Genomic DNA, 21308 nt, shown 5'->3' on the forward strand with positions numbered 1-21308 from the left:
ACACAATGGCCATGATTGATAACCTCCCCGCTTTGCGTGATGTGATTGCCACCCACGACCTTTCAGCAAAAAAATCCCTTGGGCAGAATTTTTTGCTCGATCTAAATTTGACGGCAAAGATCGCACGTCAGGCTGGGACGCTGGATGAATGTGATGTGCTAGAAATCGGGCCTGGCCCCGGTGGCCTAACCCGCGGTCTGCTGGCCGAAGGCGCACGTCGTGTCCTTGCAATTGAAAAAGACGCAAGGTGCCTGCCCGCACTGGCTGAGATCAAAGAACTTTATGGGGACCGGTTTGACGTTATCAACGCTGATGCGCTCGAACTTAATCCGTTGGAACATCTCACACCGCCCATCCGCGTTGTGGCAAACCTACCTTATAATGTTGGTACAGAGCTTTTGGTGCGGTGGTTGTCACCTGATACTTGGCCCCCTTACTGGCAAAGCCTTACGTTGATGTTCCAGAAAGAGGTCGCCGAACGCATCGTTGCGCAACCGGGTTCGAAAAAATACGGTCGGCTTGCGATTTTGGCTCAATGGCGCACACAGGCGCAGATCGTTATGGCTTTGCCGCCTGAGGCCTTTACCCCGCCCCCAAAAATCCATTCAGCCGTTGTGCACCTACAACGTCGCGAAACGCCATTGTTTCCCGCCAATCCTAAGATTTTGAACCGGATTGTTGCAGCTGGGTTTAATCAACGCCGCAAAATGCTGCGCGCTTCGCTCAAGGGAACGGCCCCTGACATCGAAGATCGGCTCGTTGAGGCAGGTTTAAAGCCAACGGATCGCGCTGAACAAGTCAGCATCGAAGGCTTCTGTAAATTGGCTCAGGTGCTTGAAAAGAAATAATCCTTGCAGTCTGCGACTGCGCAGCAGGATTTAAAGAACCCCAAATAAAAACCCCGCCAAATTGGCGGGGTTTCTTTATTACTCAGCAGCCTCTGGGCTATCTGTCGGACCAGAGCTTTCCTCTGGTGCGGGTGCTTCTACAGCGGCGGCTGGTTTCGCTTTTGGTGCGCGCGGTTTACGTGGGCGCTTAGGTTTTGGCGGTGGAACATTTTCCGGTGTTTCAACCAGACCACTTTCGCCCTGTGCAGGAATATCTAACAAATCTGGCTGCGGTGTATCTTTGGTGATAATAGGCTCAGCAGGCGCTTCAACCGGTGCAGGTGCATGACGTGGCTGACCGCCCTCTTGTGCTGGTGCATTGCGGCGGTCTTGCTTCTGACGTTCAACACGAGGTTGCTCGTTGTTTTCAGCACGTGGCTGTTCATTACCATCTGTACGCGGTTGCTCATTGCGTTCAGCACGCTCTTGATCGCGCTGCGCTTGGCGCTCACGATGCTGTGCTTCTTGCTGCTCACGCCGCGCATCTGCTTCGCGTTGTGCTTCGCTTAGCATACGCACATAGTGTTCTGCGTGTTGTTGAAAGTTTTCAGCGGCCACACGGTCATTCGACAGCTGCGCATCGCGCGTCAACTGTTGGTATTTATCAATGATCTGCTGTGGCGTGCCGCGCACTTTGCCTTCAGGACCTGAACTGTCAAAAACCCGGTTGAGGTTATTGCCAGACGAGCGATTGCGGTTAGACTTCCCGCGCGAACGTGGTTTTGATGATCTCATTGTACTCTTCGTGTTAAGCCCAATATGGCGGTCACTTGCGCCTGCCCTGCGTATCAGGGGCGATAGGGCAAATGCCCTTGTTATGTTTGGCGTATATACAAGGGGGACCGCACAGTGCGTTCCGCCATCTCGTACCTCATCCCTAGACAGCCTCACGCCGTCTGACAAGATGATTCTGCAATTTGAACGAATATATCGGCATTATAACACTATTTTTGACCAAACCAACACAGATCATGGACGTCGGCCACAGACCACTCTGTCTTTTTCGTTCATATCTCGTTCAACAAAAATATCTCTATATCCGGCGGACTTAAACAAATTCGCTACCTGTTGGTCCTGCTCTGCCCCGATTTCAACAGCCAGCCGACTGTTTGGGTTCAGATACATAGCCGCTTTGTCGATGATTTCACGATACGCCGCTAAGCCATCCCCCCCTGGTGTCAGCGCCAAATGTGGTTCCCACTCCTGGACCTCAGGCGACAAATCTGCCATTTCATCCTCTCGAATATAGGGAGGGTTAGAGAGGATCAGATCAAATGTGCCTTCGACGTTGTCCCACCAATTTGACTGACGCAAGGTTGCGCGCTCTGAAAGGCCCAAGTTCTGCATATTTCTGTCAGCAACCGCCAATGCCTTTTCCGACAGATCGACACCAACACCCGTTGCTTCGGGTTGTTCGCTCAGCACGCTTAGTAAAATACAGCCGCTCCCGGTCCCCAAATCCAACACGCGATGAAAGGGTGTACGCAAAGCCACATCAACCAAAAGTTCCGTGTCAGGCCTTGGGTCAAGAACATCAGAGGTTACCGTAAACACACGCCCATAAAATTCACGCGTGCCGGTAATGTGCGACAAGGGTTCGCGCAAAGCACGACGTTCAACAGCCTTTTCAAATAGGGTTTGGTCGTGTTCGCTCAGGTCATCCTGCGTAATCAACGTCACGCGCCCCAACTCAACCCCCAGCACATGGGCGAGCAAACGTCGGGCATCGCGCGGAGCCCCTTCAACGCCCGCCTCCGCGAGCCTCCGGCTCGCCAAAACCAACGCGGCTTGGGCAATCATATGCCCATCTCGGCCAAACGGGTCGCATGATCATCAGCTGTCAGCGCGTCAATGGTTTCCGTAAGATCGCCCTGCAAAATTTGATCCAACTTATAGAGCGTAAGATTGATCCGGTGGTCCGACATGCGCCCCTGCGGAAAGTTATAAGTCCGAATGCGTTCTGAGCGATCCCCAGAGCCAACTTGGCTTTTGCGATCTTCAGAGCGTTCATCATGCAGTTTCTGACGTTCCATATCGTAAAGGCGGGTTTTCAAAACCTGCATCGCGATTTCGCGGTTTCGGTGCTGCGATTTCTCTGAACTGGTCACAACCACGCCGCTGGGAATATGCGTGATCCGTACAGCTGAATCCGTGGTGTTCACGTGTTGACCGCCAGCGCCGGAGGATCGCATTGTATCAATACGTAAATCTTTGGCCTCGATATGAATATCGACATCTTCCGCTTCGGGCAAAACCGCAACTGTTGCGGCTGACGTGTGGACGCGCCCACCGCTTTCGGTTTCGGGAACACGCTGCACGCGGTGCACACCACTTTCGTACTTCATCCGCGCGAACACATTGGTGCCTTTGATGTGGGCGACAACTTCTTTGATCCCGCCAAGTCCAGTCTCAGAGTGTTCCAATATCTGGAAATCCCACCCCTGTTCTTCGGCATAGCGTTGATACATCCGCAGCAAATCACCCGCAAATAGTGCGGCCTCTTCGCCCCCGGTACCTGGGCGAATTTCCATCATTGCCGGGCGTGCATCTGCTTTATCTTTGGGCAACAGCGCAATTTGCAACGCACTTTCCAACCCGTCAATCTGGCCGCGCAATTCGGGCAGTTCTTCTTCGGCTAAATCCTTCATCTCGGGATCAGCCAGCATCTGTTCAGCCGTCTCGATATCATCAAGCAAGCGCCGATAAGCCGATATTTCCTCGACCACCGGCTTAAGTTCAGAGTATTCACGCGCGAGTGCCGCGATTTCATCACCTGCGGCACCTTCGGCCATACGCGCTTCGAGGTACTCAAAGCGGTCGGTGATCTGCATTAATTTATCTAAGGGAACCATGCGTTTCTCTGTCTTATCTCTGTGATTTGGTCAAGAGGCGCAGCTGTGCTACCCTACATCTATGAAACATATATTCTTGATCTTAGCGCTTTGTCCATTTCCAGCGTTGGCGGATGGGACATATAATGGCCGCACAATCGAATGTTTTTGCACAGATCGCGCGGGATCCCGTGTCGAATTGGGCGAAGAAATTTGTCTTTTTGTCGATGGGCGGGCCTTTATGGCGCGGTGCGAAATGTCGTTGAACAATCCGATGTGGCGCGAAACCGGGACGGCTTGCCTGTCTTCAACCCTGAACACGCCGCGTCAAAGCCTCGATCCAACGCCTGATACGAACTTGATTGACGCCGAAATCTGATTGGCCAAACCGCAAGCGCCCGAAAAATGCGACACCGACACCATCCGGTGTCTGGGCGATTTCAACCGTTGTATAATCAGGAAACTCAAAACCGCGGGATCGCGTAACAAAAGTCAGCCGCCCCTCATCCGCACTCCCCGCCAATGTAACAGTTCTCGGCGTTTCAGAAGCGATTTCACTCAGCGCGGCAAAGGCATCGTCTTTTGTGGCACCGGGTAAATGTATGACTTCGGCGTATGATCCTGCCCCTGTTTGATGCGTTGGCGCATCAAGTGCTCCCAATGGCATAGGATTATTATGCCAACGCTCAGCCTCTATTGGCGCAAGGCGCACATATGCTGTGAAACACGCAGCCAACCCCATTACACCTAAAACAGCTAATTTCAGCATTTTCGTTCCAATTTAACGCGCCCAGCCCCTTTTGGAGGGCCGGGGTGGGAGGGTGGGCGGACCTTCAAAAGGGGCTTATCCCTTTGGCTGGGCCTTCTCAACAAGACGTGCAAAAAAGCTCGCGCCAGAGGCAGATACATCATCGTTAAAGTTATAAGACGGATGATGCAGCCCTGCCCCTTCGCCCTGCCCTAAAAACAAATACGCTCCGGGACGTGCTTCCAACATATAGGCAAAATCTTCTGCGCCCATTTCTTTACCAGATTGCGCATCCACATTCACTTCACCTGCCACTTCGCGGGCGACCTCAGCCGCAAATGTCACTTTGGCAGGGTCGTTCACAGTAGCCGGATACCCCCATTCATACGCCAAACGCATCTCAACACCATAAACAGCCGCAATCCCTGCTGTTATTTCCTCGAGCCGGCGGACAACCATTTTTTGCACGTCTTTATCAAAAGTCCGCACAGTGCCATTGATATAAGCTTCTTCTGGGATCACGTTATCCGTGGTGCCAGAATGTATTTGCGTGACGGACACAACCAGATCTTCCTCAAAATGATTGTTACGGCTGACGATGGTTTGGATCGCATTGACGGCCGCAACCGCTGCAACAATTGGATCTTTGGTTTCATGGGGATATGCCCCATGTCCACCAACGCCCGTGATAAAGATTTCAAACGAATCCGCAGCAGCCATAATTGGGCCGGGTTTTGTGTAGAATTGCCCTTCGGGAATACCGGGAACATTGTGAATGCCATACACCTCTGAAATATCAAAGGTATCCATGATCCCCTCTTCAACCATGACCCCGGCACCGCCGCCACCTTCCTCGGCGGGTTGAAAAATCAACGCCACACGTCCGGAAAAGTTACGGGTTTCGGCCAGATACCGCGCCGCCCCCAGCAACATGGTAGTGTGCCCATCATGTCCACATGCATGCATTTTCCCCGGTACGGTCGAGGCATATTCCAACCCCGTTGTTTCCTCCATGGGTAAGGCATCCATGTCTGCACGCAGACCAATAGTCGGGCCTTCGCCCTGACCTTCGATGATTGCGACAACACCGGATTGGGCGATACCTTCGTGTATCTCTGTGATTCCAAATTCCCGAAGCCGTTCAACGACAAATGCTGCTGTTTCATGGCAATCAAACTGCAATTCAGGATGCATATGCAAATGACGGCGCCATGTTTTCATGTCCTCGGAAAAATCTGCGATACGGTTCAGGACGGGCATGGTGGACTCCTACTGCGGGATTTGACTAACTAGCGGCAGGTTTTCCCAATTCCCGGAAAGATGCAATGACCAAAGACAGCGATAGCCTTGTTCACGACCCAGATGGCGGTTTGCCACGTTTATTAGAAATCATGCGCCGCCTACGCGACCCAGACACGGGTTGCCCTTGGGACATTGAGCAAGATTTCAAAACCATCGCCCCTTATACCATCGAAGAAGCATATGAGGTCGCTGACGCAATTGAGCGCAAAAACTGGCCTGATCTCGAAGGCGAGCTGGGAGATTTATTACTCCAAACGGTTTACCACACCCAGATGGGCGAAGAGTTGGGTCTCTTTAGTTTTGGCAGTGTCACAAAAAACATCGCTGATAAAATGGTCGCTCGCCACCCGCATGTCTTTGGGGACGAAAGCCGGGAAAAGTCTGCAGATCAACAAACCGCCGATTGGGAAAAAATAAAAGCAGCTGAGCGCGCAGCTAATGCAGAAAAAGGTGCGTTGGATGGTGTAGCGGTTGGACTGCCTGCTTTGCTGCGGGCGGTAAAGCTACAAAAGCGTGCGGCGCGTGTCGGGTTTGATTGGCCTCAAACCACCCAAGTATTGGACAAAATCCAAGAGGAATCAGCAGAGTTGGTTGAGGCCCATCAGGATTTAACCCAAGCCGAAGTCGAAGAAGAGTTTGGTGATTTGCTCTTTGTTATGGCCAATCTTGGCCGTCATTTAGGGGTGGAACCAGAGGCTGCCCTACGTTCGGCAAATCAAAAATTCACACGCCGTTTCAATCAAGTAGAGTCAAAACTTAATGCCATGGGAAAAACACCAGAGCAATCCAATCTCACCGAAATGGATACCCTATGGGGCGACGTTAAAAAAGATGAGCGAAAAGTTTCCGAGTAATTCAATCAGGTATTGACCTGAGTAAATTACTAAGGTTTATAGCGGCCAAGCAAACAAAACTGGATAATGATATGTTTTTGAAACTTCGCTCCGCTCTTTTGGCCACTGCTGCCGTCACCGTTGCAGCCCCTGTTGTTGCTGAAGAAGTCAACGTTTATTCTTATCGCCAGCCTGAATTGATCGCGCCTTTGACAGACGCTTTCACAGCGCAAACTGGTATTGACGTAAACGTTGTTCACCTTAGCGATGGTATGGTTGAGCGTCTTCAAGCTGAAGGTGATCGTTCTCCTGCTGACCTCGTGTTCACTGTTGATATTTCACGCCTGAACGCAGTCGTCGAAGCAGGCCTGACACAATCTGTTGAATCAGACGTTTTGAACGCAAACATCCCAGCGCAATACCGTGACCCAGATGGTCAATGGTTTGGCCTGACCACACGTGCACGTATTGTTTACGCTTCTCGTGATCGTGTAGCTGATGGCGAAGTTACAACATACGAAGATCTTGCTGACCCACGCTGGGAAGGCCGTATCTGCATCCGTTCCGGCACAAACGCTTATAACGTTGCTTTGACTTCCGCAATGATCGAACATCACGGCGAAGAAGGTGCACGCGAATGGCTGACTGGCCTACGTGGCAACCTCGCACGCGCACCAGAAGGCAATGACCGCGCACAGGTCAAAGCGATCTGGGCTGGCGAGTGTGATATTTCCATCGGCAACACCTACTACATGGGCAAAATGCTCAGCAACGAAGAACAGCGCGAATGGGCTGACTCCGTACGCATCGTGTTCCCTACATTTGAAAATGGCGGCACACACGTAAACGTTTCTGGTGTTGCAATGACTGCGGCTTCGCCAAACCAAGACAACGCATTGGCACTGATGGAATTCCTCAGTTCACCAGAAGCACAAGAAATCTATGCGCACGCAAACTTTGAGTACCCAATCGCGGACGGCACCGAACCTGCTGAATTGGTACAAGGTTGGGGTGAATTCACAGCTGACGACGTGAACCTGATGACATTGGCACGCCTTCGTGGCGACGCTCTGCGTATCACCGAAGAAGTAGACTTCGACGCAGGCAACTAAGCCTAAACAGAATTTTTATTAAGCTCTGGCCCCGCTGCTTTTGCAGCGGGTTTTTTTCGTTGGATCACCAGAGTGTCAGCAATCTTGTGCTGAAGCCACCGATGCTGACTAGACATCCTGTGTTGGCTCCCTCACTGTTGCGGTGACGATTGTGAGACCGAACATGCAGGGCCAAATGACCACAAACCCCATTCGCAAGATTATTATCGACACCGACCCCGGTCAGGATGATGCGGTGGCCATTTTATTGGCGCTTGCCAGCCCCGAAAATGTTGATGTTTTGGGGATCACTACGGTTGCGGGAAATGTGCCGCTTCCTCTGACCAAAAAAAACGCGCGTATTGTGTGTGAACTCGCAAAGCGGCCTGAAACGAAAGTATTCTCGGGGTGTGATCGCCCAATGCAGCGCCCTTTGGTCACCGCTGAACATGTACATGGAAAAACCGGATTAGACGGCCCTGTCATGCAAGACCCAACGATGGCGTTACAGCATCAGCATGCAGTTGATTTCATCATTGAGACCTTACGCCAAGAGCCCTCCGGCACTGTCACGCTCTGCCCATTGGGGCCGCTAACCAACATCGGGACAGCCCTTCAACAGGCCCCTGATATCGCAGATCGTGTACAGGAAATCGTATTAATGGGTGGCGCTTATTTCGAGGTTGGGAACATCACTCCTGCCGCCGAATTTAACATATATGTCGATCCAGAAGCCGCTGATATTGTTTTTAAATCTGGAATTTCGGTCACAGTGATGCCGCTGGATACCACCCACAAAGCGCTAACAACAAAACCACGTGTTGATGCGTTTCGCGCGCTGAACACGCAGGTCGGAAATATGGTCGCAGAATGGACCGATTTTTTTGAACGTTTTGATAAAGAAAAATATGGCTCCAACGGCGCGCCTTTGCATGATCCATGTGTAATTGCCTATTTAATCCAGCCAGATTTGTTTTCCGGCCGTATGATCAATGTGGCCATCGAAACGCAGTCAGAATTGACCCTGGGCATGACTGTGGCGGATTGGTGGGGTGTCACTGACCGACCCGCCAACGCGATGTTCATGGGGGATATTGACGCCGATGGATTTTTCAACCTGTTAACCGAACGATTGGGGCGCCTATGAATATGCTGCATCTGGCACAACCAGAGGACCGCGCAAAGCTTAGCCCGTTGATTGCAGGCTACCATGCCTATGCTGGCCTTCCCACGTCAGATGATGAGCGCGAAGATGCATTGGAACAGCTTTTCTCTGGTGATATCCATGCCGCTATTTGGTTGATTGGGCCCAGGCGGTCCCCTGTTGGATATATCGCGGTCACATTTGGGTTTTCACTGTCAAAGGGTGGGCGCAGTGCGCAGATAGATGAGTTTTTTGTGCGGGAAAGCGTGCGGGGCCGCGGAATGGGAAGTGCCGCACTTGCCGCATTGGTTCCAACCCTGCGCGACTTTGGGGTGCATCGATTACTCATAGCCGTTGATCAATCCAACCAACGCGCGCTGAAATTATCTGGCCGCGCCGGGTTTACTGCCGATGACACCCACCTTCAGCTTATTCGGGACCTCTCATGACCCTGCTAACTATCCCGTTCGATAACAGCTTTGCACAGCTATCAGAGGCCTTTTACCAACGTCAGCGCGCGACCCCTGTGCGCGACCCCGGCGTTTTAGCCCTGAACCTCCCGTTAGCCGCTGAACTCGGAATTTCCGGGCTGGAAACACCCCATGCAACGGCTGCGCTTACTGGTAATGCACAAATCGAAGGGGCTGATCCTATTGCCCAAGCCTATGCAGGCCATCAATTTGGGAATTTTGTGCCCCAACTGGGTGATGGCCGCGCTGTTCTTCTGGGCGAAGTGATCGACCGGAATGGAAAACGGCACGACATTCAGCTCAAGGGATCAGGTCCGACCCCCTTTAGCCGCAACGGGGATGGGCGCGCATGGCTTGGCCCGGTGCTGCGTGAATATGTGGTGTCTGAGGCAATGCATGCCTTGGGTATTCCAACCACCCGCGCCTTAGCCGCGATGACAACGGGCGAAACCGTACAACGCGAAACGGGCTTGCCCGGTGCTGTTTTGACCCGCGTGGCCTCAAGCCACATTCGCGTTGGAACATTTCAGTATTTCGCCGCACGCAAAAACGAATTGGCCCTGCAGCAGCTCACCGATTACACGCTTGCGCGGCATTACCCTGATCGTTCAGGTCCGCTTGGCCTCTTGCAGGGGGTAATTGAGCGTCAGGCAGATTTAATCGCAAAATGGCTCGGGGTTGGATTTATCCATGGCGTAATGAATACCGATAACTGCCATATCGCAGGCGAAACCATCGACTACGGCCCCTGTGCCTTCATGGATCGGTTTCACCCGGCCACTGTCTTTAGCTCCATTGATCGCCAAGGGCGGTATGCCTACCAAAACCAACCCGACATCGCCGTTTGGAATATAGCGCAACTTGCGACGTCATTGTTGCCCATCATTGACCCTGATCAAGACAAAGCCGTCGAAGCCGCCAAGGAGGCGCTTGATGCGTTTTCACCACGCTTTACTGCTGCGTGGCAGGATGTGTTTCGAGCCAAGTTGGGGCTTACCGAAAAAGAAGATGGCGATACAAATCTGATTTTGGACCTGATGACATTGATGGCAAATGAACAGGCTGATTTCACCAACACATTCCGCGCCTTGGGAGGCGGACAAGAAGCAGATCAATTTGCCAACCCAGAGGCATGGAGCATTTGGAAAACCGCTTGGACCCACAGGCTGACGAACGAACAGGCGACGACCGCAGATCAGCATGCTTTGCGCCAGCGGTCCAACCCTGCGTTTATTCCACGCAATCACCGTATTGAACAGATGATCCAAGCCGCCGTCGACGGAGACAAGGCACCGTTTGAACGGCTGATGTCCGCACTTGCGACTCCGTATAAAAACCAACCAGATGCCAAAGATTTGCAAAACCCGCCAAACCCGGACGAAGAAGTTCTGCGCACCTTTTGCGGAACCTGACAATTTGGTGTGATCCTCTTTAATTTACACACCAAAGGTATTAGTTTTTTAGTATGCCCCTTAGAATTGCCAGCTATAATATTCGGAAATGCATCGGTACCGACCGTAAACGTGATCCGCACCGCGTATTAAGCGTTATCAATGAGATAAACGCCGATGTTATAGCACTACAGGAGGCCGACCGGCGCTTGGGCGCGCGCCCAAGTGCGCTGCCGCAATCGCTCATTGAAAGTCAAAGTCGCTACCAAGTGGCCCCATTTGCATTAAACGAAGTTAGCCTTGGTTGGCACGGGAACGCGGTACTTCTTGGGCCGCAGACAACGCTGCTTGATGTTGACCACATAACGCTACCCGGCCTTGAGCCCCGCGGCGCGGTGCTTGCCGATATTCAAACGCCGCGCGGTGCCTTGCGGTTGATCGGTGTGCATTTAGGTTTGTTGCGCAGTAGTCGAAAACTGCAACTAGACACGATCACCAAAACCATAGGCAAGCGCAGGCCTTTGCCAACCGTCATGATCGGTGACTTCAACGAATGGTCTAAAACCAAAGGTCTCTGTGGATTACCAGATCAATACCAAGTGTTTTCACCCGGCCAGAGCTTTCATGCGCGCCGTCCTATTGCACCGCTTGATCGGGTGGCGCATGGCCCAGAGGTCAGCGTACAAAATGCCGGTGTCATCGAAACACCCCTTGCGCGCCGCGCCTCTGACCATTTGCCGATTTGGGTCGATGTTATCCCGACTGCAACTCAGTTGCAGGCGTCGGTCGGTTAATCAGACTAATTCCAATAGCAACCAACACGATTGCGCACACAGTGGCCCAACCGATTGTTTCGCCCAATACCCCCCATCCAAGAACAACACCCGCGATTGGGGATAAAAAGGCAAAGCTGGCAACGCTGGTCGCCGGGTAAATAGAAATTAACCAGAACCAGATCACAAACGCAAAACTCATACCGACAACAACTTGATAGACAAACCCGGCCGCATGAAACAGCGTGAAGTCGCGCAAGAACGGACCAAACCAAGGGGCAATAATCAACAATACAAGTGCCGATACCCCCGCTTGCCACATCATTTGCATTTCTGGGCTTTCCTTAGCCAATGGGGTTAAGCGAACAGAAAGCGCAATACCCGCCCAGAACATCGCCGCTAAAATGGCAAACACATCCCCCCAGAGACTAATTTCGTCCGAACTGGCGCGTTCGGAAATTGCCAACGCCACACCGCCAAAGGCCAAAGCCACGCCCAGCGCCTTGATCGAACTCATTCGCTCCCCCGGTAAAAAGAAATGCGCCGCGAGTGCGACCCAAATTGGCATCGAGAAATATAAGATCGTGACCCGGCTCACGTTTGAATAATCCAGCGCGAGAAACAAAAAGAAAAACTCAGCAGTAAACAAAGCCCCTGTAAAAATCCCAGGCCCAATCGTGTTTGGGGCAATGCGAAATGATTTACGTCGGATCATCATCCACAACCCAATGCAAAACAACGCACCAAACGAACGTAACCCTGCAAAGAACACAGGCTGCATCCCATCATTCACCAGTTTAACAACAACCTGATTGAACCCTGACAGCAGCGAAAACCCTACCAGCGCAATGACGCCAAATGTATCGACCGACGTTTTACGTTCCATTATGCCTGTGCCCTATATGCTGCTTTATCACAGCGCACACAAACTGCATGATGCCACAACGTCAAGCTGTTTTCCTCTGAACTCTGCCGTGCTACCAAGACGTTGACACATATTAAAAACAGGCAGGCGCTCTGATGAACCTCTTACAGATTACATCCCTCCTTATCGTTATGGCGGGCGCATTTGGCGCAATAAACTATCTGTTCTTAAAACTGCCCAGCGCAATTGGCATTCTTGTCGTCGCTTTGTTTGCCTCCTTTGGGATACTTGGGCTTGACCTTCTTATGCCGACCCTTGGTGTGGCTGACCAAGTGCGCGTTGTTGTAACGGGTGTAGATTTTTCTGACGCTTTGCTGGAAGGCATGCTTGGGCTTTTGCTTTTTGCGGGCGCGTTGCATGTGCGGATTTCGGATCTTCGGGAACAATGGCGCGTTGTCTTTCTTATGGCGACTATGGGCATTGCTTTGTCTACCCTTGTGGTTGGCACGGGCTTTAGCTGGTTAACGGGTATGCCATTCGCAATTGCGCTGGTATTTGGGGCGCTGATCTCTCCGACAGACCCCGTCGCCGTGCTGGGCGTATTGCGAGAGGCAAACCTCCGCAAATCTCTTGAGACTAAGATCGCTGGTGAATCCCTGTTTAACGATGGCGTTGGGTATGTTGTGTTCCTCGTGTTGGTTGGTATTGCCTTCCCTGCGGATGATCATCATGCCTCAGGCTTAGCAGATGCAGCTAAGCTGTTTGTCCAAGAGGCCATTGGCGGCGCTGCCTTAGGTATTGCGCTTGGTTGGCTGACCTTCAGAGTGATGCGTCGTATTGATGACTACTCCCTAGAGGTGCTTATCACGCTTGGCTTGGCATTTGGTGGATATGAGCTTGCGGTGTACCTCCATGTCTCAGCGCCTATCATGGCCGTATGTGCCGGCCTATTGATTGGGGACATCGGAACAAAGTACGGCATGTCCGAAGAAACCCGCCAATACGTGAATGCATTCTGGAAGCTGATTGATGAAATCCTGAACGCGGTTCTCTTCCTTATGATTGGCTTTGAAGTGTTTGCAATTGCCTTCTCTGGTGATGCGTTGATTGCGAGTGCCTTTGCCATCTTGCTGGCCTTGATTGCGCGCTTTGCGGCTGTAGCTGTCCCTGTGACGCTGCTGAAGCCCTTCCGCACCTTTTCACCAGGTGTCATTCCCATTATGACATGGGGTGGCCTGAAGGGCGGCATATCCGTTGCCTTGGCCTTGTCTTTACCTGACAGTGAATGGAAACCACTCATCCTGACCGCGACCTATGTGATTGTGCTGTTCTCGATTATCGTTCAGGGCCTAACCGTCACCAAAGTCGCAAGTAAATTTGGCCGGGAACCGGATTTGATGTAATCCATTCAAAATGGTGTTCAAATTGAATGAGGCCTATCAATTGACCAAACTTCCTTTTGAGCAACCAAATTTGGACACGGCTTTACAGCCCATATGGCATACGCGATATCCGACCGACATCGGCAGTGGTGATCGTGACCTCCCGGCCTGTTGCATCATCAGGGTTTGCAACGGTTTCAACAACAATCGCGTTGCTGTATCCGCCCGTTGTATCAATCGCAACATCGCCGGTGCCAAATTGGGTCGCGGTGATCCACTGCGATCCCGCAGTCGTGATTGTCAAATCTGTACCGTGATTTTCCGCGACAATTGAATCTCTGGTCGCTCTTGAAATATCATATAGACTGCTGGTCGGTATCCTCAGGTCATCCGCGGTGGTATCGATAACGAGCGCCCCCGACCCATGATTGGCTGCATTCACGCCAAAGACGTACTCGGCTACTCCTCTAAGGTAATCGCCTATAACTGAAACGTTGTTTGAAACTTCACCTGTCGTGATAAGCAAATCTGTACCGTGATTTTCAGCGCCGATGCCGTTCACCGTGGCCGCAGTCGTGTCAATGACCAGCGCCCCAGTGCCAAAACTCGTCGCGCTTAGCTCATGGATAACGGCGCCAGCTTCTGGTGTGATCTCAAGCCCGTTGCCCATGCCATCTATGATTTCGATATTGCTGGCATCTGTGTCAGACGTATTCGCCCCAAAGCTACCCTCAATCACCACATCTGTTACAGTCACGCGGTCAGCACCAAGCGTGTGGGTTGTTCGAGGATCGGCAGTCCCTGTTTCACCAGAACAAACGTAACGAGATACGCCAATTTCGGTGCATGTCGTTGCAGACACCGGGGACGACATCAAAAGCGCAGCACTTATGACGCCCAATGCAGGTGAAATGCTAACAGCACGGCCTTTCCACTTGGTCAGGCGACCGCCACGCAATGTCCGGTTTTGAGGCTTACTGTCGGGGTGGGCATAAAATTTCACTCTTAAACTCCGTTTACGTCGTTAAATAGACCCTGCGTCATTGGCTGGTCTTTTGATCAAAGGTAATTAGTTTTACGGTTTCGGGCGCATCAGGCGGCAGCATCATTGGCGTGGTCACCCCCGGCAAAGCGAGAACATCGTAAAGTTCATCCACGCCCCCCGTGATACGGAACCATTCGGCGCATTCGCCAGTTTTCAGGTTGATAATCTGAATGCCACACCAAGGTTCACTATCCGCCGCGGCGAGCCGTTCATCCAGTGTGAGCCCCTTAAACCGTCCGTACCGTGGCCGCGAAAGGCCAACAATGGCATAATCCCCAACAAAACTAAGACCGCGCAAGAAGCCTGGGCAAAAGGCCAACGGCACAAATTGACCATCTTCTGAAACATATCCAAGATCGCCTGTGCCAGCGTTCAGCAACCATAGCTTTCCTTGATACCAACGCGGGGAATGCGGCATCGACAGCCCTTCGCAGATCACCCTATCACGCGCGACATCGATCACCACACCGCCACTGGCGCGGCGATCTCGCCATCCATCGATGGTGTTTGACCGCGACACAGCCGTCACAAAGGCCGGTTGACCGTCGCGCATGGCCATCCCGTTTAGATGACAGCGATCTTCGTCAACGATCCGATCAATAAAGCTCGGTTTCCAAATCGGCGTGAAACTATGCTGGGTCGACGTCATCGCCAAACAATTGTAGCGCGTGTTCACAAACACGGCGCGCCCCTGTTCGTCTACACCCGTATCATGGGCATCCAACCGCCCGGTAAAATGCATCAGTCGCGGAACAAAGCACGCATCATAGCGCCCGTTAATGCGTTGATCAGCCTGCAACACGTTTTCAAAGCGCATGACATGATGTTCGGTCGCCAATAGCAGTTGACCCACATCCCCCATGGCCAACCCCATAGGACGCAGAAACTTTCCTTGGTGTAAATTCAACCCACCCGTTTCTAGATTACGACCAAGACCATAGATGAAACCGGATTGATACGACGACGCCAACAGGCTTACGTTCTGCTGTGCAAGAAACGCCCCCATACCGGCAGAAAAGGAAAATTCCGGTTTAACGGCGGTTTTCGTTGCCTGAGATTGCGACCCGGTCAAATGAAAAACCCGAAAGCGAACGGATTATTAGATACCATTAATGATCCCCCACCAGAACTCTTAAAAGAACAATGTTTGATTATTTTAAGGAATATCAAAAGACTACAACCCTGAATAGAGTTTAATGCACCTTTTGTTAACTTAACCACAAAAAATGCCCCGACGATCTTGCGATCCGGGGCATTCGGTTTTGACGATGTGTCAGATTATTAGATTTGGCCGAGCCGGTCTTTGACCATCGGGCCAACGATTCCGAAATCCATTTGGCCTGTGTATTTTTCTTTCAACGCGCCCATGACTTTACCCATGTCGCGAATACCCTGTGCGCCGATTGAAGTAACAACAGCATCGACGGCCGCTTTGGTTTCTTCTTCATCTAGCTTACGTGGCAGGTATTCTTCGATGATTTCAATCTCACTGCGTTCTTTTTCCGCCAACTCAAGCCGACCGCCTTCTTCGTAGGCGCGCGCACTTTCTTGACGTTGTTTGACCATCTTACTCAGAATAGCCAAAACATCAGCGTCTGTTATTGACACTTCTTTGCCTTCACCGCGCATTGCGATTTCACGGTCTTTGATCGCCGCAGTGACCAAGCGCAGCGTTGATAGGCGCTCAGCATCTTTTGCACGCATTGCATCTTTTAATGCGGCTTTTATTTGATTTTGCATGTCTATCGGTTCCTTAACCCCAAAAGGTATCCAAGCTTGCGTCAGAAGCGCACCCTATCCCCACTAGCGATTTGTTACAACCGTGTAATAAAAGCGGCTATAAGGGTGATCAGCACACTATAAATAACAAAAATACCGCGCGGCTTTCGCTTGACCCTGCGGGTCCATAGACATAGTTTCCCGACAATTTGACATTTGGGGAGTCGCACCATGTCCGTTGCAAGCACAGCAACCGCAGCCATCACAGAAAAACCCACCGCCTGCCTCGCGCTTGCGGATGGAACAGTGTTCTACGGGAAAGGGTTTGGCGCGACAGGTGAAGCCGAAGCAGAGCTTTGCTTTAACACCGCAATGACCGGCTATCAGGAAATCATGACGGACCCCTCATATGCTGGGCAAATCGTGACCTTCACCTTTCCACATATCGGAAATACCGGCACGACCGCCGAAGACGACGAAACCAACGTTCCCGTCGCCGCTGGCATGGTCGTAAAATGGGATCCAACGCTTGCGTCAAACTGGCGGACCGAAGCCGAACTGACGGATTGGCTGTCTGGCTGTGGTCGCATTGGCATCGGCGGCATTGATACACGTCGCCTGACCCGCGCCATTCGTCAACAGGGTGCGCCGCATGTTGCAATTGCCCACGATCCAGACGGAAACTTCGACACCGACGCATTGGTCGCCAAAGCACGCGCATTTTCTGGGCTCGAAGGTCTAGACCTCGCCAAAGATGTGAGCTGCACCCAAAGCTATAGATGGAATGAAATGCGTTGGGCTTGGCCTGATGGGTACACCCCGCAGAACGCACCAAAGCACAAAGTGGTCGCGATTGATTACGGCGCAAAGCGCAATATCTTACGCTGCCTTGCCTCTGCTGGCTGTGACATTACGGTTCTTCCTGCACAATCCACTGCCGCTGATATTCTTGCGCACAATCCTGATGGCGTTTTTCTATCAAATGGTCCGGGCGATCCCGCGGCCACCGGTGAATATGCCGTTCCAATGATCAAAGAGATTTTGGAAACCACTGAGCTTCCGGTTTTTGGTATTTGCCTTGGCCACCAAATGCTCGCGCTTGCCTTAGGCGCAAAAACCATAAAGATGAACCACGGCCACCACGGCGCGAACCACCCGGTGAAAGAAATCGACACGAAAAAAGTCGAAATCACTTCTATGAACCACGGCTTTGCTGTCGACAGCCAATCCTTACCCGAAGGTGTTGTCGAAACCCATGTTTCGCTGTTTGACGGGTCAAACTGCGGATTGCGCATGGTTGATCGTCCGGTTTATTCTGTTCAGCACCACCCTGAAGCGAGTCCAGGCCCAATGGACAGTTATTACCTTTTTGAGCGTTTCGCCGAAGCTATGGCAGAAAGAAAAGCCTGACGTTCGAGAAATATTAAAAGTTAACGGCATGTTAACCAATTAGAAAGACCCTACCAGTGCAAACTGCGTAGGGTTTTTTTATGGAGCTAAAAAAGCTAGAGTTTACAAGCTGTAGGCGAACATCACATGATGATCTGCCAGGCGAAACAGCCGATGAACGTCTGGGGCAGGCTCTCATTCGTATGGGGGCACTTACGCCCGAAGCATACGACGCAGCCCGCGCCATTCACCGGCGGCAGGATTGCGTATTTTCCCAAACCTTATTTGCACGCGGCTACGTCACAAAATCCGAACTGCGTGCAGCGCTTGAACAAATTTGGAACTGCCAAACTGTCGACTTGGAAACATCACCACCTGACCCGCGTTTAATGCAACAGCTGGGTCACGCGACATGCCTGAAATATAAAATCCTTCCTTGGAAATCCTTATCTGGGGGAACTGTTTTCGCAACTTCAGATCCTCAAGGATTTGACGCATTTTTAGATGTTTTACCCAAAGAGTACGGTATTCCATTTCTGGCAATTGCAACCGAAGCCCAGCTCATTGGCACCATACAATCACATTTTGAACCCCAGCTCACGTTTGGCGCGGAAACTCGGGTACCTGAGGACGAAAGTTGTCGGCGATGGCGCAAGCCGTTTTTATCCGTTGGCATAACCGCTGTCTTGGCCTGTTTGATCGCAGGGCTTATGTTATTTCCAACATTATTGCTTGGGGTGATTTGCGCTTGGGCCGTATTTACACTTATCGCATCGTCTTCGCTCAAAATAGCGGCAGCGATCATGCACAAAAAGCCAATGCGGCAAACCGCTGATCCTTCGGCAGCGACGCCTTTGGCCTCTGCGCGAATACCCTGTGTTTCAGTATTGGTTCCACTTTTTAAAGAACAGGAAGTCGCGACCCAATTGATAGCAAGGTTACAAAAGCTGGAATACCCGCGGGAGCTTTTGGATATTTGCCTTATTGTCGAAAATGATGACACGCTTACGAAAGAATGTATTGCACGCTCAGAACTGCCCAGCTGGGCGCGCGTTATTGTTGTACCTGAAGGCAGCATTCGCACGAAACCACGCGCACTGAACTATGCACTTGATTTTTGCAGAGGATCAATCGTTGGTATTTATGATGCCGAGGATGCACCAGCCCATGATCAAATTAAAAAGATCGTCGAAGCTTTTCAAAACAATGGGCCAGAAGTCGCGTGTGTTCAGGGGGTTCTGGACTTTTACAACGCCAGAACCAATTGGCTTTCGCGATGTTTTGCAATCGAATATGCAACGTGGTTTCGCGTAATATTACCCGGCATGTTGCGATTGGGTTTGGCTATCCCTCTCGGCGGGACAACGATGTTTTTTCGCCGAGAAGCTATAGAAAAACTTGGCGGATGGGATGCCCATAACGTCACCGAAGATGCCGATCTGGGAATAAGACTGCCCGCCACGGGTACTCCACCCAACTCATCCAAACGGTCACTCAGGAAGAGGCAAACTGCCGCTATATTCCATGGATCAAACAACGTTCACGTTGGTTAAAGGGTTACGCCCTGACTTGGGCTGTTCACATGCGTGCACCCAAAATGCTGCTCCAGCAACTCGGCTGGTGGAAATTCATCGGGTTTCAAATTACGTTTCTTGGGGCATTATCACAATTTTTCTTCGCCCCGGCCCTCTGGTCCTTTTGGGCTATACCGTTTGGATATTACCACCCTTTGTCAGAATTTCTTAGCAGCGCAACCCTTTGGACGATAGGAGTAATCTTTTTCACAACAGAAATCGCGACCATTCTCATCAGCATGCGCGCAGTTTCCAGGACACAGCATCAAAAGCTAAAGCGCTGGGTGCCCACACTACACTTTTATTACCCGTTGGCCGCACTGGCCTCATATAAGGGGTTTTACGAAATCCTGACCCGTCCCTTTTATTGGGACAAGACGGATCATGGCGCCTTTCAACCCAACCACATTCACATCACAGATCAAGATGGTTAATTGGTGTTTTCTGCGTCCAAACGTAAACGTGTTTCAAACGCTTTTGAAATATGTGCTTGCAATGCCTGTCCAGCACTGTCCCCGTCGCCATTTTCAATAGAGGCAACGATAGCGGCATGTTCTTCCAACGCCTTTTGCCCTCGCCCTTCAGCCGCCAGAGATGTTGACGCCAGCAGCGCCATTGAGCGATGCACAAGATCCAATTGTTGCACCAGATAGCGATTATGCGACGCGAGGTGGATCTGCTTATGAAACCGGCGGTTGGCGCGTGCAAGCGCAGAAGGATCATCCAGCAATGCATGATCTTCTTCGACCATTTCCCGCAACACACGGATTTCCTCGGGCGCCGCATGACGTGCTGCGAGCTGAGCCGCCAAACCTTCAAGAGTTGAACGCACGACGTATAATTCAGCAAGTTGATTGTGATCCAGAGAGGATACAATCAAACTACGCCCATCACGTGATAACAAGGATTGCGTTTCCATCCGCTGCAAAGCTTCGCGAATGGGGGTCCGAGACATCCCAAAACGATCAGCGAGATCGCTTTCGACCAGTCGATCACCGGGCCGAAACGCACCCACATCAATAGCCTCAAGGATCAATGAATAAGCATCTTTTTGTGGCGGTCTAAAATCGCTCATCTCTGCGCTCCTTGAGGAATTTTTTCTATCATCCTTTATACGACCCAACTTCGCAAGATAGCTTGTGAAACGCGACAGCTCCCTTTAGCAATGCGTCATGGTAAAACAGTCTTTTTCTCACGTGACGTCCTGGGTTTTCGACCTCGACAACACGCTTTATCCGCCGGAAGCGGCTTTATTTGATCAAATTGAGGTCAAAATGACCGCTTGGGTCATGGATATTCTAAACGTTCCAAAACCCGAAGCAGACCATTTACGCCATCATTATTGGAAAACATATGGCACGACTCTCGCGGGGCTTATGCGCGAACACAATATTGATCCCGAGGGTTATTTGGTGGATGTACACGATATTTCCTTTTCCGGATTATCGCCTGACCTCACCTTACGAAGCGGTATTCAATCTCTGCCCGGCCGCAAAATTGTCTATACGAACGGCACCGCACCCTACGCGCAAAATGTGTTAAAAGCCCGTGGCTTAGACGGAATATTTGATGCAGTTTACGGCGTTGAACACGCCGACTTTCACCCAAAACCAGAACGCCGCGCCTTTGAAACCGTCTTTGGCAAAGATGGTATTACACCAAGCACGTCTGCCATGTTTGAAGATGACGCGCGCAATCTCGCCGCCCCTCATGACATGGGAATGCGGACAATCCACGTCGCCCCCGAACAGTTTGATGCGCCGTTCATTCACCATCACACTGATGATCTGACGGCGTTTGTCTCAAAACTCACCTCATAGTCACCGCGACAATGTGGACGCTGGAAAAATTTGATGTTCGCCCC

At 51.5% G+C, this 21308-nt stretch carries 22 protein-coding genes; 12 read left to right on the plus strand and 10 right to left on the minus strand.

The window, feature by feature from the left end; genetic code table 11:
* The first annotated feature begins 5 nt into the window (after positions 1 to 5).
* The gene (gene rsmA / locus G9C99_RS05335) at positions 6 to 848 is read left to right on the plus strand and encodes a 16S rRNA (adenine(1518)-N(6)/adenine(1519)-N(6))-dimethyltransferase RsmA (protein WP_166416428.1); all 843 of its coding nucleotides are present in this window, start codon (positions 6 to 8) and stop codon (positions 846 to 848) included.
* Between the two features lie 78 nt (positions 849 to 926).
* Here the strand turns inward: rsmA and G9C99_RS05340 are convergent, their stop codons facing one another.
* The 5 genes from G9C99_RS05340 to G9C99_RS05360 form a co-directional block, all read right to left on the minus strand.
* Positions 927 to 1622, minus strand: coding sequence for a DUF4167 domain-containing protein (locus G9C99_RS05340; protein ID WP_166416429.1), 696 nt, complete (start codon positions 1620 to 1622; stop codon positions 927 to 929).
* Between the two features lie 234 nt (positions 1623 to 1856).
* On the minus strand, positions 1857 to 2687 hold the full coding sequence (gene prmC / locus G9C99_RS05345) for a peptide chain release factor N(5)-glutamine methyltransferase (protein WP_166416430.1): 831 nt from the start codon (positions 2685 to 2687) through the stop codon (positions 1857 to 1859).
* Complete coding sequence (prfA, locus tag G9C99_RS05350) at positions 2684 to 3739, minus strand: peptide chain release factor 1 (RefSeq protein ID WP_166416431.1); 1056 nt, start codon at positions 3737 to 3739, stop codon at positions 2684 to 2686. The genes prmC and prfA overlap by 4 nt, the downstream gene beginning before the upstream one ends.
* Before the next feature lie 286 nt (positions 3740 to 4025).
* On the minus strand, positions 4026 to 4487 hold the full coding sequence (locus G9C99_RS05355; protein WP_231703991.1) for a DUF1499 domain-containing protein: 462 nt from the start codon (positions 4485 to 4487) through the stop codon (positions 4026 to 4028).
* Positions 4488 to 4562: 75 nt separating this feature from the next.
* On the minus strand, positions 4563 to 5726 hold the full coding sequence (locus tag G9C99_RS05360) for a M20 aminoacylase family protein (protein ID WP_166416432.1): 1164 nt from the start codon (positions 5724 to 5726) through the stop codon (positions 4563 to 4565).
* Between the two features lie 65 nt (positions 5727 to 5791).
* On the opposite strand from G9C99_RS05360, the gene mazG reads away from it, so the two are divergent.
* The 6 genes from mazG (at position 5792) to G9C99_RS05390 (ending at position 11491) form a co-directional block, all read left to right on the plus strand.
* Complete coding sequence (gene mazG / locus G9C99_RS05365; RefSeq protein WP_166416433.1) at positions 5792 to 6622, plus strand: nucleoside triphosphate pyrophosphohydrolase; 831 nt, start codon at positions 5792 to 5794, stop codon at positions 6620 to 6622.
* Between the two features lie 71 nt (positions 6623 to 6693).
* Positions 6694 to 7713, plus strand: coding sequence for a Fe(3+) ABC transporter substrate-binding protein (locus G9C99_RS05370; RefSeq protein ID WP_166416434.1), 1020 nt, complete (start codon positions 6694 to 6696; stop codon positions 7711 to 7713).
* 175 nt (positions 7714 to 7888) lie between these two features.
* Positions 7889 to 8839 carry a nucleoside hydrolase gene (locus tag G9C99_RS05375; protein WP_166416435.1) on the plus strand — a complete coding sequence of 317 codons (951 nt, stop codon included), beginning with the start codon at positions 7889 to 7891 and terminating at the stop codon, positions 8837 to 8839.
* Entirely contained in the window at positions 8836 to 9285 is a 450-nt protein-coding gene (locus G9C99_RS05380; protein WP_166416436.1) for a GNAT family N-acetyltransferase, read from the plus strand. Before G9C99_RS05375 ends, G9C99_RS05380 begins: the two co-directional genes overlap by 4 nt.
* A complete protein-coding gene (locus G9C99_RS05385) occupies positions 9282 to 10718 on the plus strand; it encodes a protein adenylyltransferase SelO (protein WP_166416437.1) in 1437 nt (478 codons plus the stop codon). The genes G9C99_RS05380 and G9C99_RS05385 overlap by 4 nt, the downstream gene beginning before the upstream one ends.
* Positions 10719 to 10771: 53 nt before the next feature.
* Positions 10772 to 11491, plus strand: a complete 720-nt coding sequence (locus tag G9C99_RS05390; protein ID WP_166416438.1) for an endonuclease/exonuclease/phosphatase family protein — start codon at positions 10772 to 10774, stop codon at positions 11489 to 11491.
* On the opposite strand, the gene G9C99_RS05395 is transcribed toward G9C99_RS05390, so the two are convergent.
* On the minus strand, positions 11451 to 12356 hold the full coding sequence (locus G9C99_RS05395) for a DMT family transporter (RefSeq protein WP_166416439.1): 906 nt from the start codon (positions 12354 to 12356) through the stop codon (positions 11451 to 11453). The genes G9C99_RS05390 and G9C99_RS05395 overlap by 41 nt on opposite strands.
* A 134-nt stretch (positions 12357 to 12490) precedes the next feature.
* Between G9C99_RS05395 and G9C99_RS05400 the strand changes: the two genes are divergently transcribed.
* Positions 12491 to 13738, plus strand: a complete 1248-nt coding sequence (locus G9C99_RS05400) for a cation:proton antiporter (RefSeq protein ID WP_166416440.1) — start codon at positions 12491 to 12493, stop codon at positions 13736 to 13738.
* 82 nt (positions 13739 to 13820) lie between these two features.
* Here G9C99_RS05400 and G9C99_RS05405 read toward each other — a convergent pair whose 3' ends face one another.
* The 3 genes from G9C99_RS05405 to G9C99_RS05415 all read right to left on the minus strand — a co-directional run bounded on the left by G9C99_RS05405 (position 13821) and on the right by G9C99_RS05415 (position 16502).
* Entirely contained in the window at positions 13821 to 14720 is a 900-nt protein-coding gene (locus G9C99_RS05405; RefSeq protein WP_166416441.1) for a hypothetical protein, read from the minus strand.
* A 37-nt stretch (positions 14721 to 14757) separates the two neighbouring features.
* Positions 14758 to 15834, minus strand: a complete 1077-nt coding sequence (locus G9C99_RS05410; RefSeq protein WP_231703992.1) for a TIGR03032 family protein — start codon at positions 15832 to 15834, stop codon at positions 14758 to 14760.
* 209 nt (positions 15835 to 16043) lie between these two features.
* Positions 16044 to 16502, minus strand: a complete 459-nt coding sequence (locus G9C99_RS05415) for a GatB/YqeY domain-containing protein (protein WP_168713258.1) — start codon at positions 16500 to 16502, stop codon at positions 16044 to 16046.
* Positions 16503 to 16712: 210 nt separating this feature from the next.
* Between G9C99_RS05415 and carA the strand changes: the two genes are divergently transcribed.
* The 3 genes from carA (at position 16713) to G9C99_RS05430 (ending at position 19878) form a co-directional block, all read left to right on the plus strand.
* Positions 16713 to 17891 (plus strand): glutamine-hydrolyzing carbamoyl-phosphate synthase small subunit, encoded by a 1179-nt coding sequence (gene carA, locus G9C99_RS05420; RefSeq protein ID WP_166416442.1) that lies wholly within the window; start codon positions 16713 to 16715, stop codon positions 17889 to 17891.
* A gap of 80 nt (positions 17892 to 17971) precedes the next feature.
* Entirely contained in the window at positions 17972 to 19423 is a 1452-nt protein-coding gene (locus tag G9C99_RS05425; protein WP_166416443.1) for a glycosyltransferase, read from the plus strand.
* A gap of 29 nt (positions 19424 to 19452) precedes the next feature.
* Positions 19453 to 19878: a hypothetical protein gene (locus G9C99_RS05430; RefSeq protein ID WP_166416444.1), complete on the plus strand. Its 426-nt coding sequence runs from the start codon at positions 19453 to 19455 to the stop codon at positions 19876 to 19878.
* On the opposite strand, the gene G9C99_RS05435 is transcribed toward G9C99_RS05430, so the two are convergent.
* Positions 19875 to 20519 (minus strand): GntR family transcriptional regulator, encoded by a 645-nt coding sequence (locus G9C99_RS05435; protein ID WP_166416445.1) that lies wholly within the window; start codon positions 20517 to 20519, stop codon positions 19875 to 19877. The two genes, G9C99_RS05430 and G9C99_RS05435, sit on opposite strands and share 4 nt — an antisense overlap.
* 97 nt (positions 20520 to 20616) lie before the next feature.
* Between G9C99_RS05435 and G9C99_RS05440 the strand changes: the two genes are divergently transcribed.
* Entirely contained in the window at positions 20617 to 21264 is a 648-nt protein-coding gene (locus G9C99_RS05440) for a pyrimidine 5'-nucleotidase (RefSeq protein ID WP_166416446.1), read from the plus strand.
* Positions 21265 to 21308: the final 44 nt, after the last annotated feature.

This window comes from Cochlodiniinecator piscidefendens (assembly GCF_011326755.1).
In the GTDB taxonomy this organism is placed as follows: domain Bacteria; phylum Pseudomonadota; class Alphaproteobacteria; order Rhodobacterales; family Rhodobacteraceae; genus Cochlodiniinecator; species Cochlodiniinecator piscidefendens.

What these genes read in the sequence shown, in the direction of transcription:
- G9C99_RS05355 (WP_231703991.1), bottom strand. Translation starts at nt 4,487, where the DNA reads ATGCTGAAATTAGCTGTTTTAGGTGTAATGGGGTTGGCTGCGTGTTTC.
- G9C99_RS05340 (WP_166416429.1), bottom strand. Translation starts at nt 1,622, where the DNA reads ATGAGATCATCAAAACCACGTTCGCGCGGGAAGTCTAACCGCAATCGC.
- prmC (WP_166416430.1), bottom strand. Translation starts at nt 2,687, where the DNA reads ATGATTGCCCAAGCCGCGTTGGTTTTGGCGAGCCGGAGGCTCGCGGAG.
- rsmA (WP_166416428.1), top strand. Translation starts at nt 6, where the DNA reads ATGGCCATGATTGATAACCTCCCCGCTTTGCGTGATGTGATTGCCACC.
- G9C99_RS05415 (WP_168713258.1), bottom strand. Translation starts at nt 16,502, where the DNA reads ATGCAAAATCAAATAAAAGCCGCATTAAAAGATGCAATGCGTGCAAAA.
- G9C99_RS05400 (WP_166416440.1), top strand. Translation starts at nt 12,491, where the DNA reads ATGAACCTCTTACAGATTACATCCCTCCTTATCGTTATGGCGGGCGCA.
- G9C99_RS05375 (WP_166416435.1), top strand. Translation starts at nt 7,889, where the DNA reads ATGACCACAAACCCCATTCGCAAGATTATTATCGACACCGACCCCGGT.
- G9C99_RS05380 (WP_166416436.1), top strand. Translation starts at nt 8,836, where the DNA reads ATGAATATGCTGCATCTGGCACAACCAGAGGACCGCGCAAAGCTTAGC.
- G9C99_RS05425 (WP_166416443.1), top strand. Translation starts at nt 17,972, where the DNA reads ATGGAGCTAAAAAAGCTAGAGTTTACAAGCTGTAGGCGAACATCACAT.
- G9C99_RS05390 (WP_166416438.1), top strand. Translation starts at nt 10,772, where the DNA reads ATGCCCCTTAGAATTGCCAGCTATAATATTCGGAAATGCATCGGTACC.
- G9C99_RS05395 (WP_166416439.1), bottom strand. Translation starts at nt 12,356, where the DNA reads ATGGAACGTAAAACGTCGGTCGATACATTTGGCGTCATTGCGCTGGTA.
- carA (WP_166416442.1), top strand. Translation starts at nt 16,713, where the DNA reads ATGTCCGTTGCAAGCACAGCAACCGCAGCCATCACAGAAAAACCCACC.
- prfA (WP_166416431.1), bottom strand. Translation starts at nt 3,739, where the DNA reads ATGGTTCCCTTAGATAAATTAATGCAGATCACCGACCGCTTTGAGTAC.
- G9C99_RS05435 (WP_166416445.1), bottom strand. Translation starts at nt 20,519, where the DNA reads ATGAGCGATTTTAGACCGCCACAAAAAGATGCTTATTCATTGATCCTT.
- mazG (WP_166416433.1), top strand. Translation starts at nt 5,792, where the DNA reads ATGACCAAAGACAGCGATAGCCTTGTTCACGACCCAGATGGCGGTTTG.
- G9C99_RS05385 (WP_166416437.1), top strand. Translation starts at nt 9,282, where the DNA reads ATGACCCTGCTAACTATCCCGTTCGATAACAGCTTTGCACAGCTATCA.
- G9C99_RS05360 (WP_166416432.1), bottom strand. Translation starts at nt 5,726, where the DNA reads ATGCCCGTCCTGAACCGTATCGCAGATTTTTCCGAGGACATGAAAACA.
- G9C99_RS05370 (WP_166416434.1), top strand. Translation starts at nt 6,694, where the DNA reads ATGTTTTTGAAACTTCGCTCCGCTCTTTTGGCCACTGCTGCCGTCACC.
- G9C99_RS05430 (WP_166416444.1), top strand. Translation starts at nt 19,453, where the DNA reads ATGCGTGCACCCAAAATGCTGCTCCAGCAACTCGGCTGGTGGAAATTC.
- G9C99_RS05440 (WP_166416446.1), top strand. Translation starts at nt 20,617, where the DNA reads ATGGTAAAACAGTCTTTTTCTCACGTGACGTCCTGGGTTTTCGACCTC.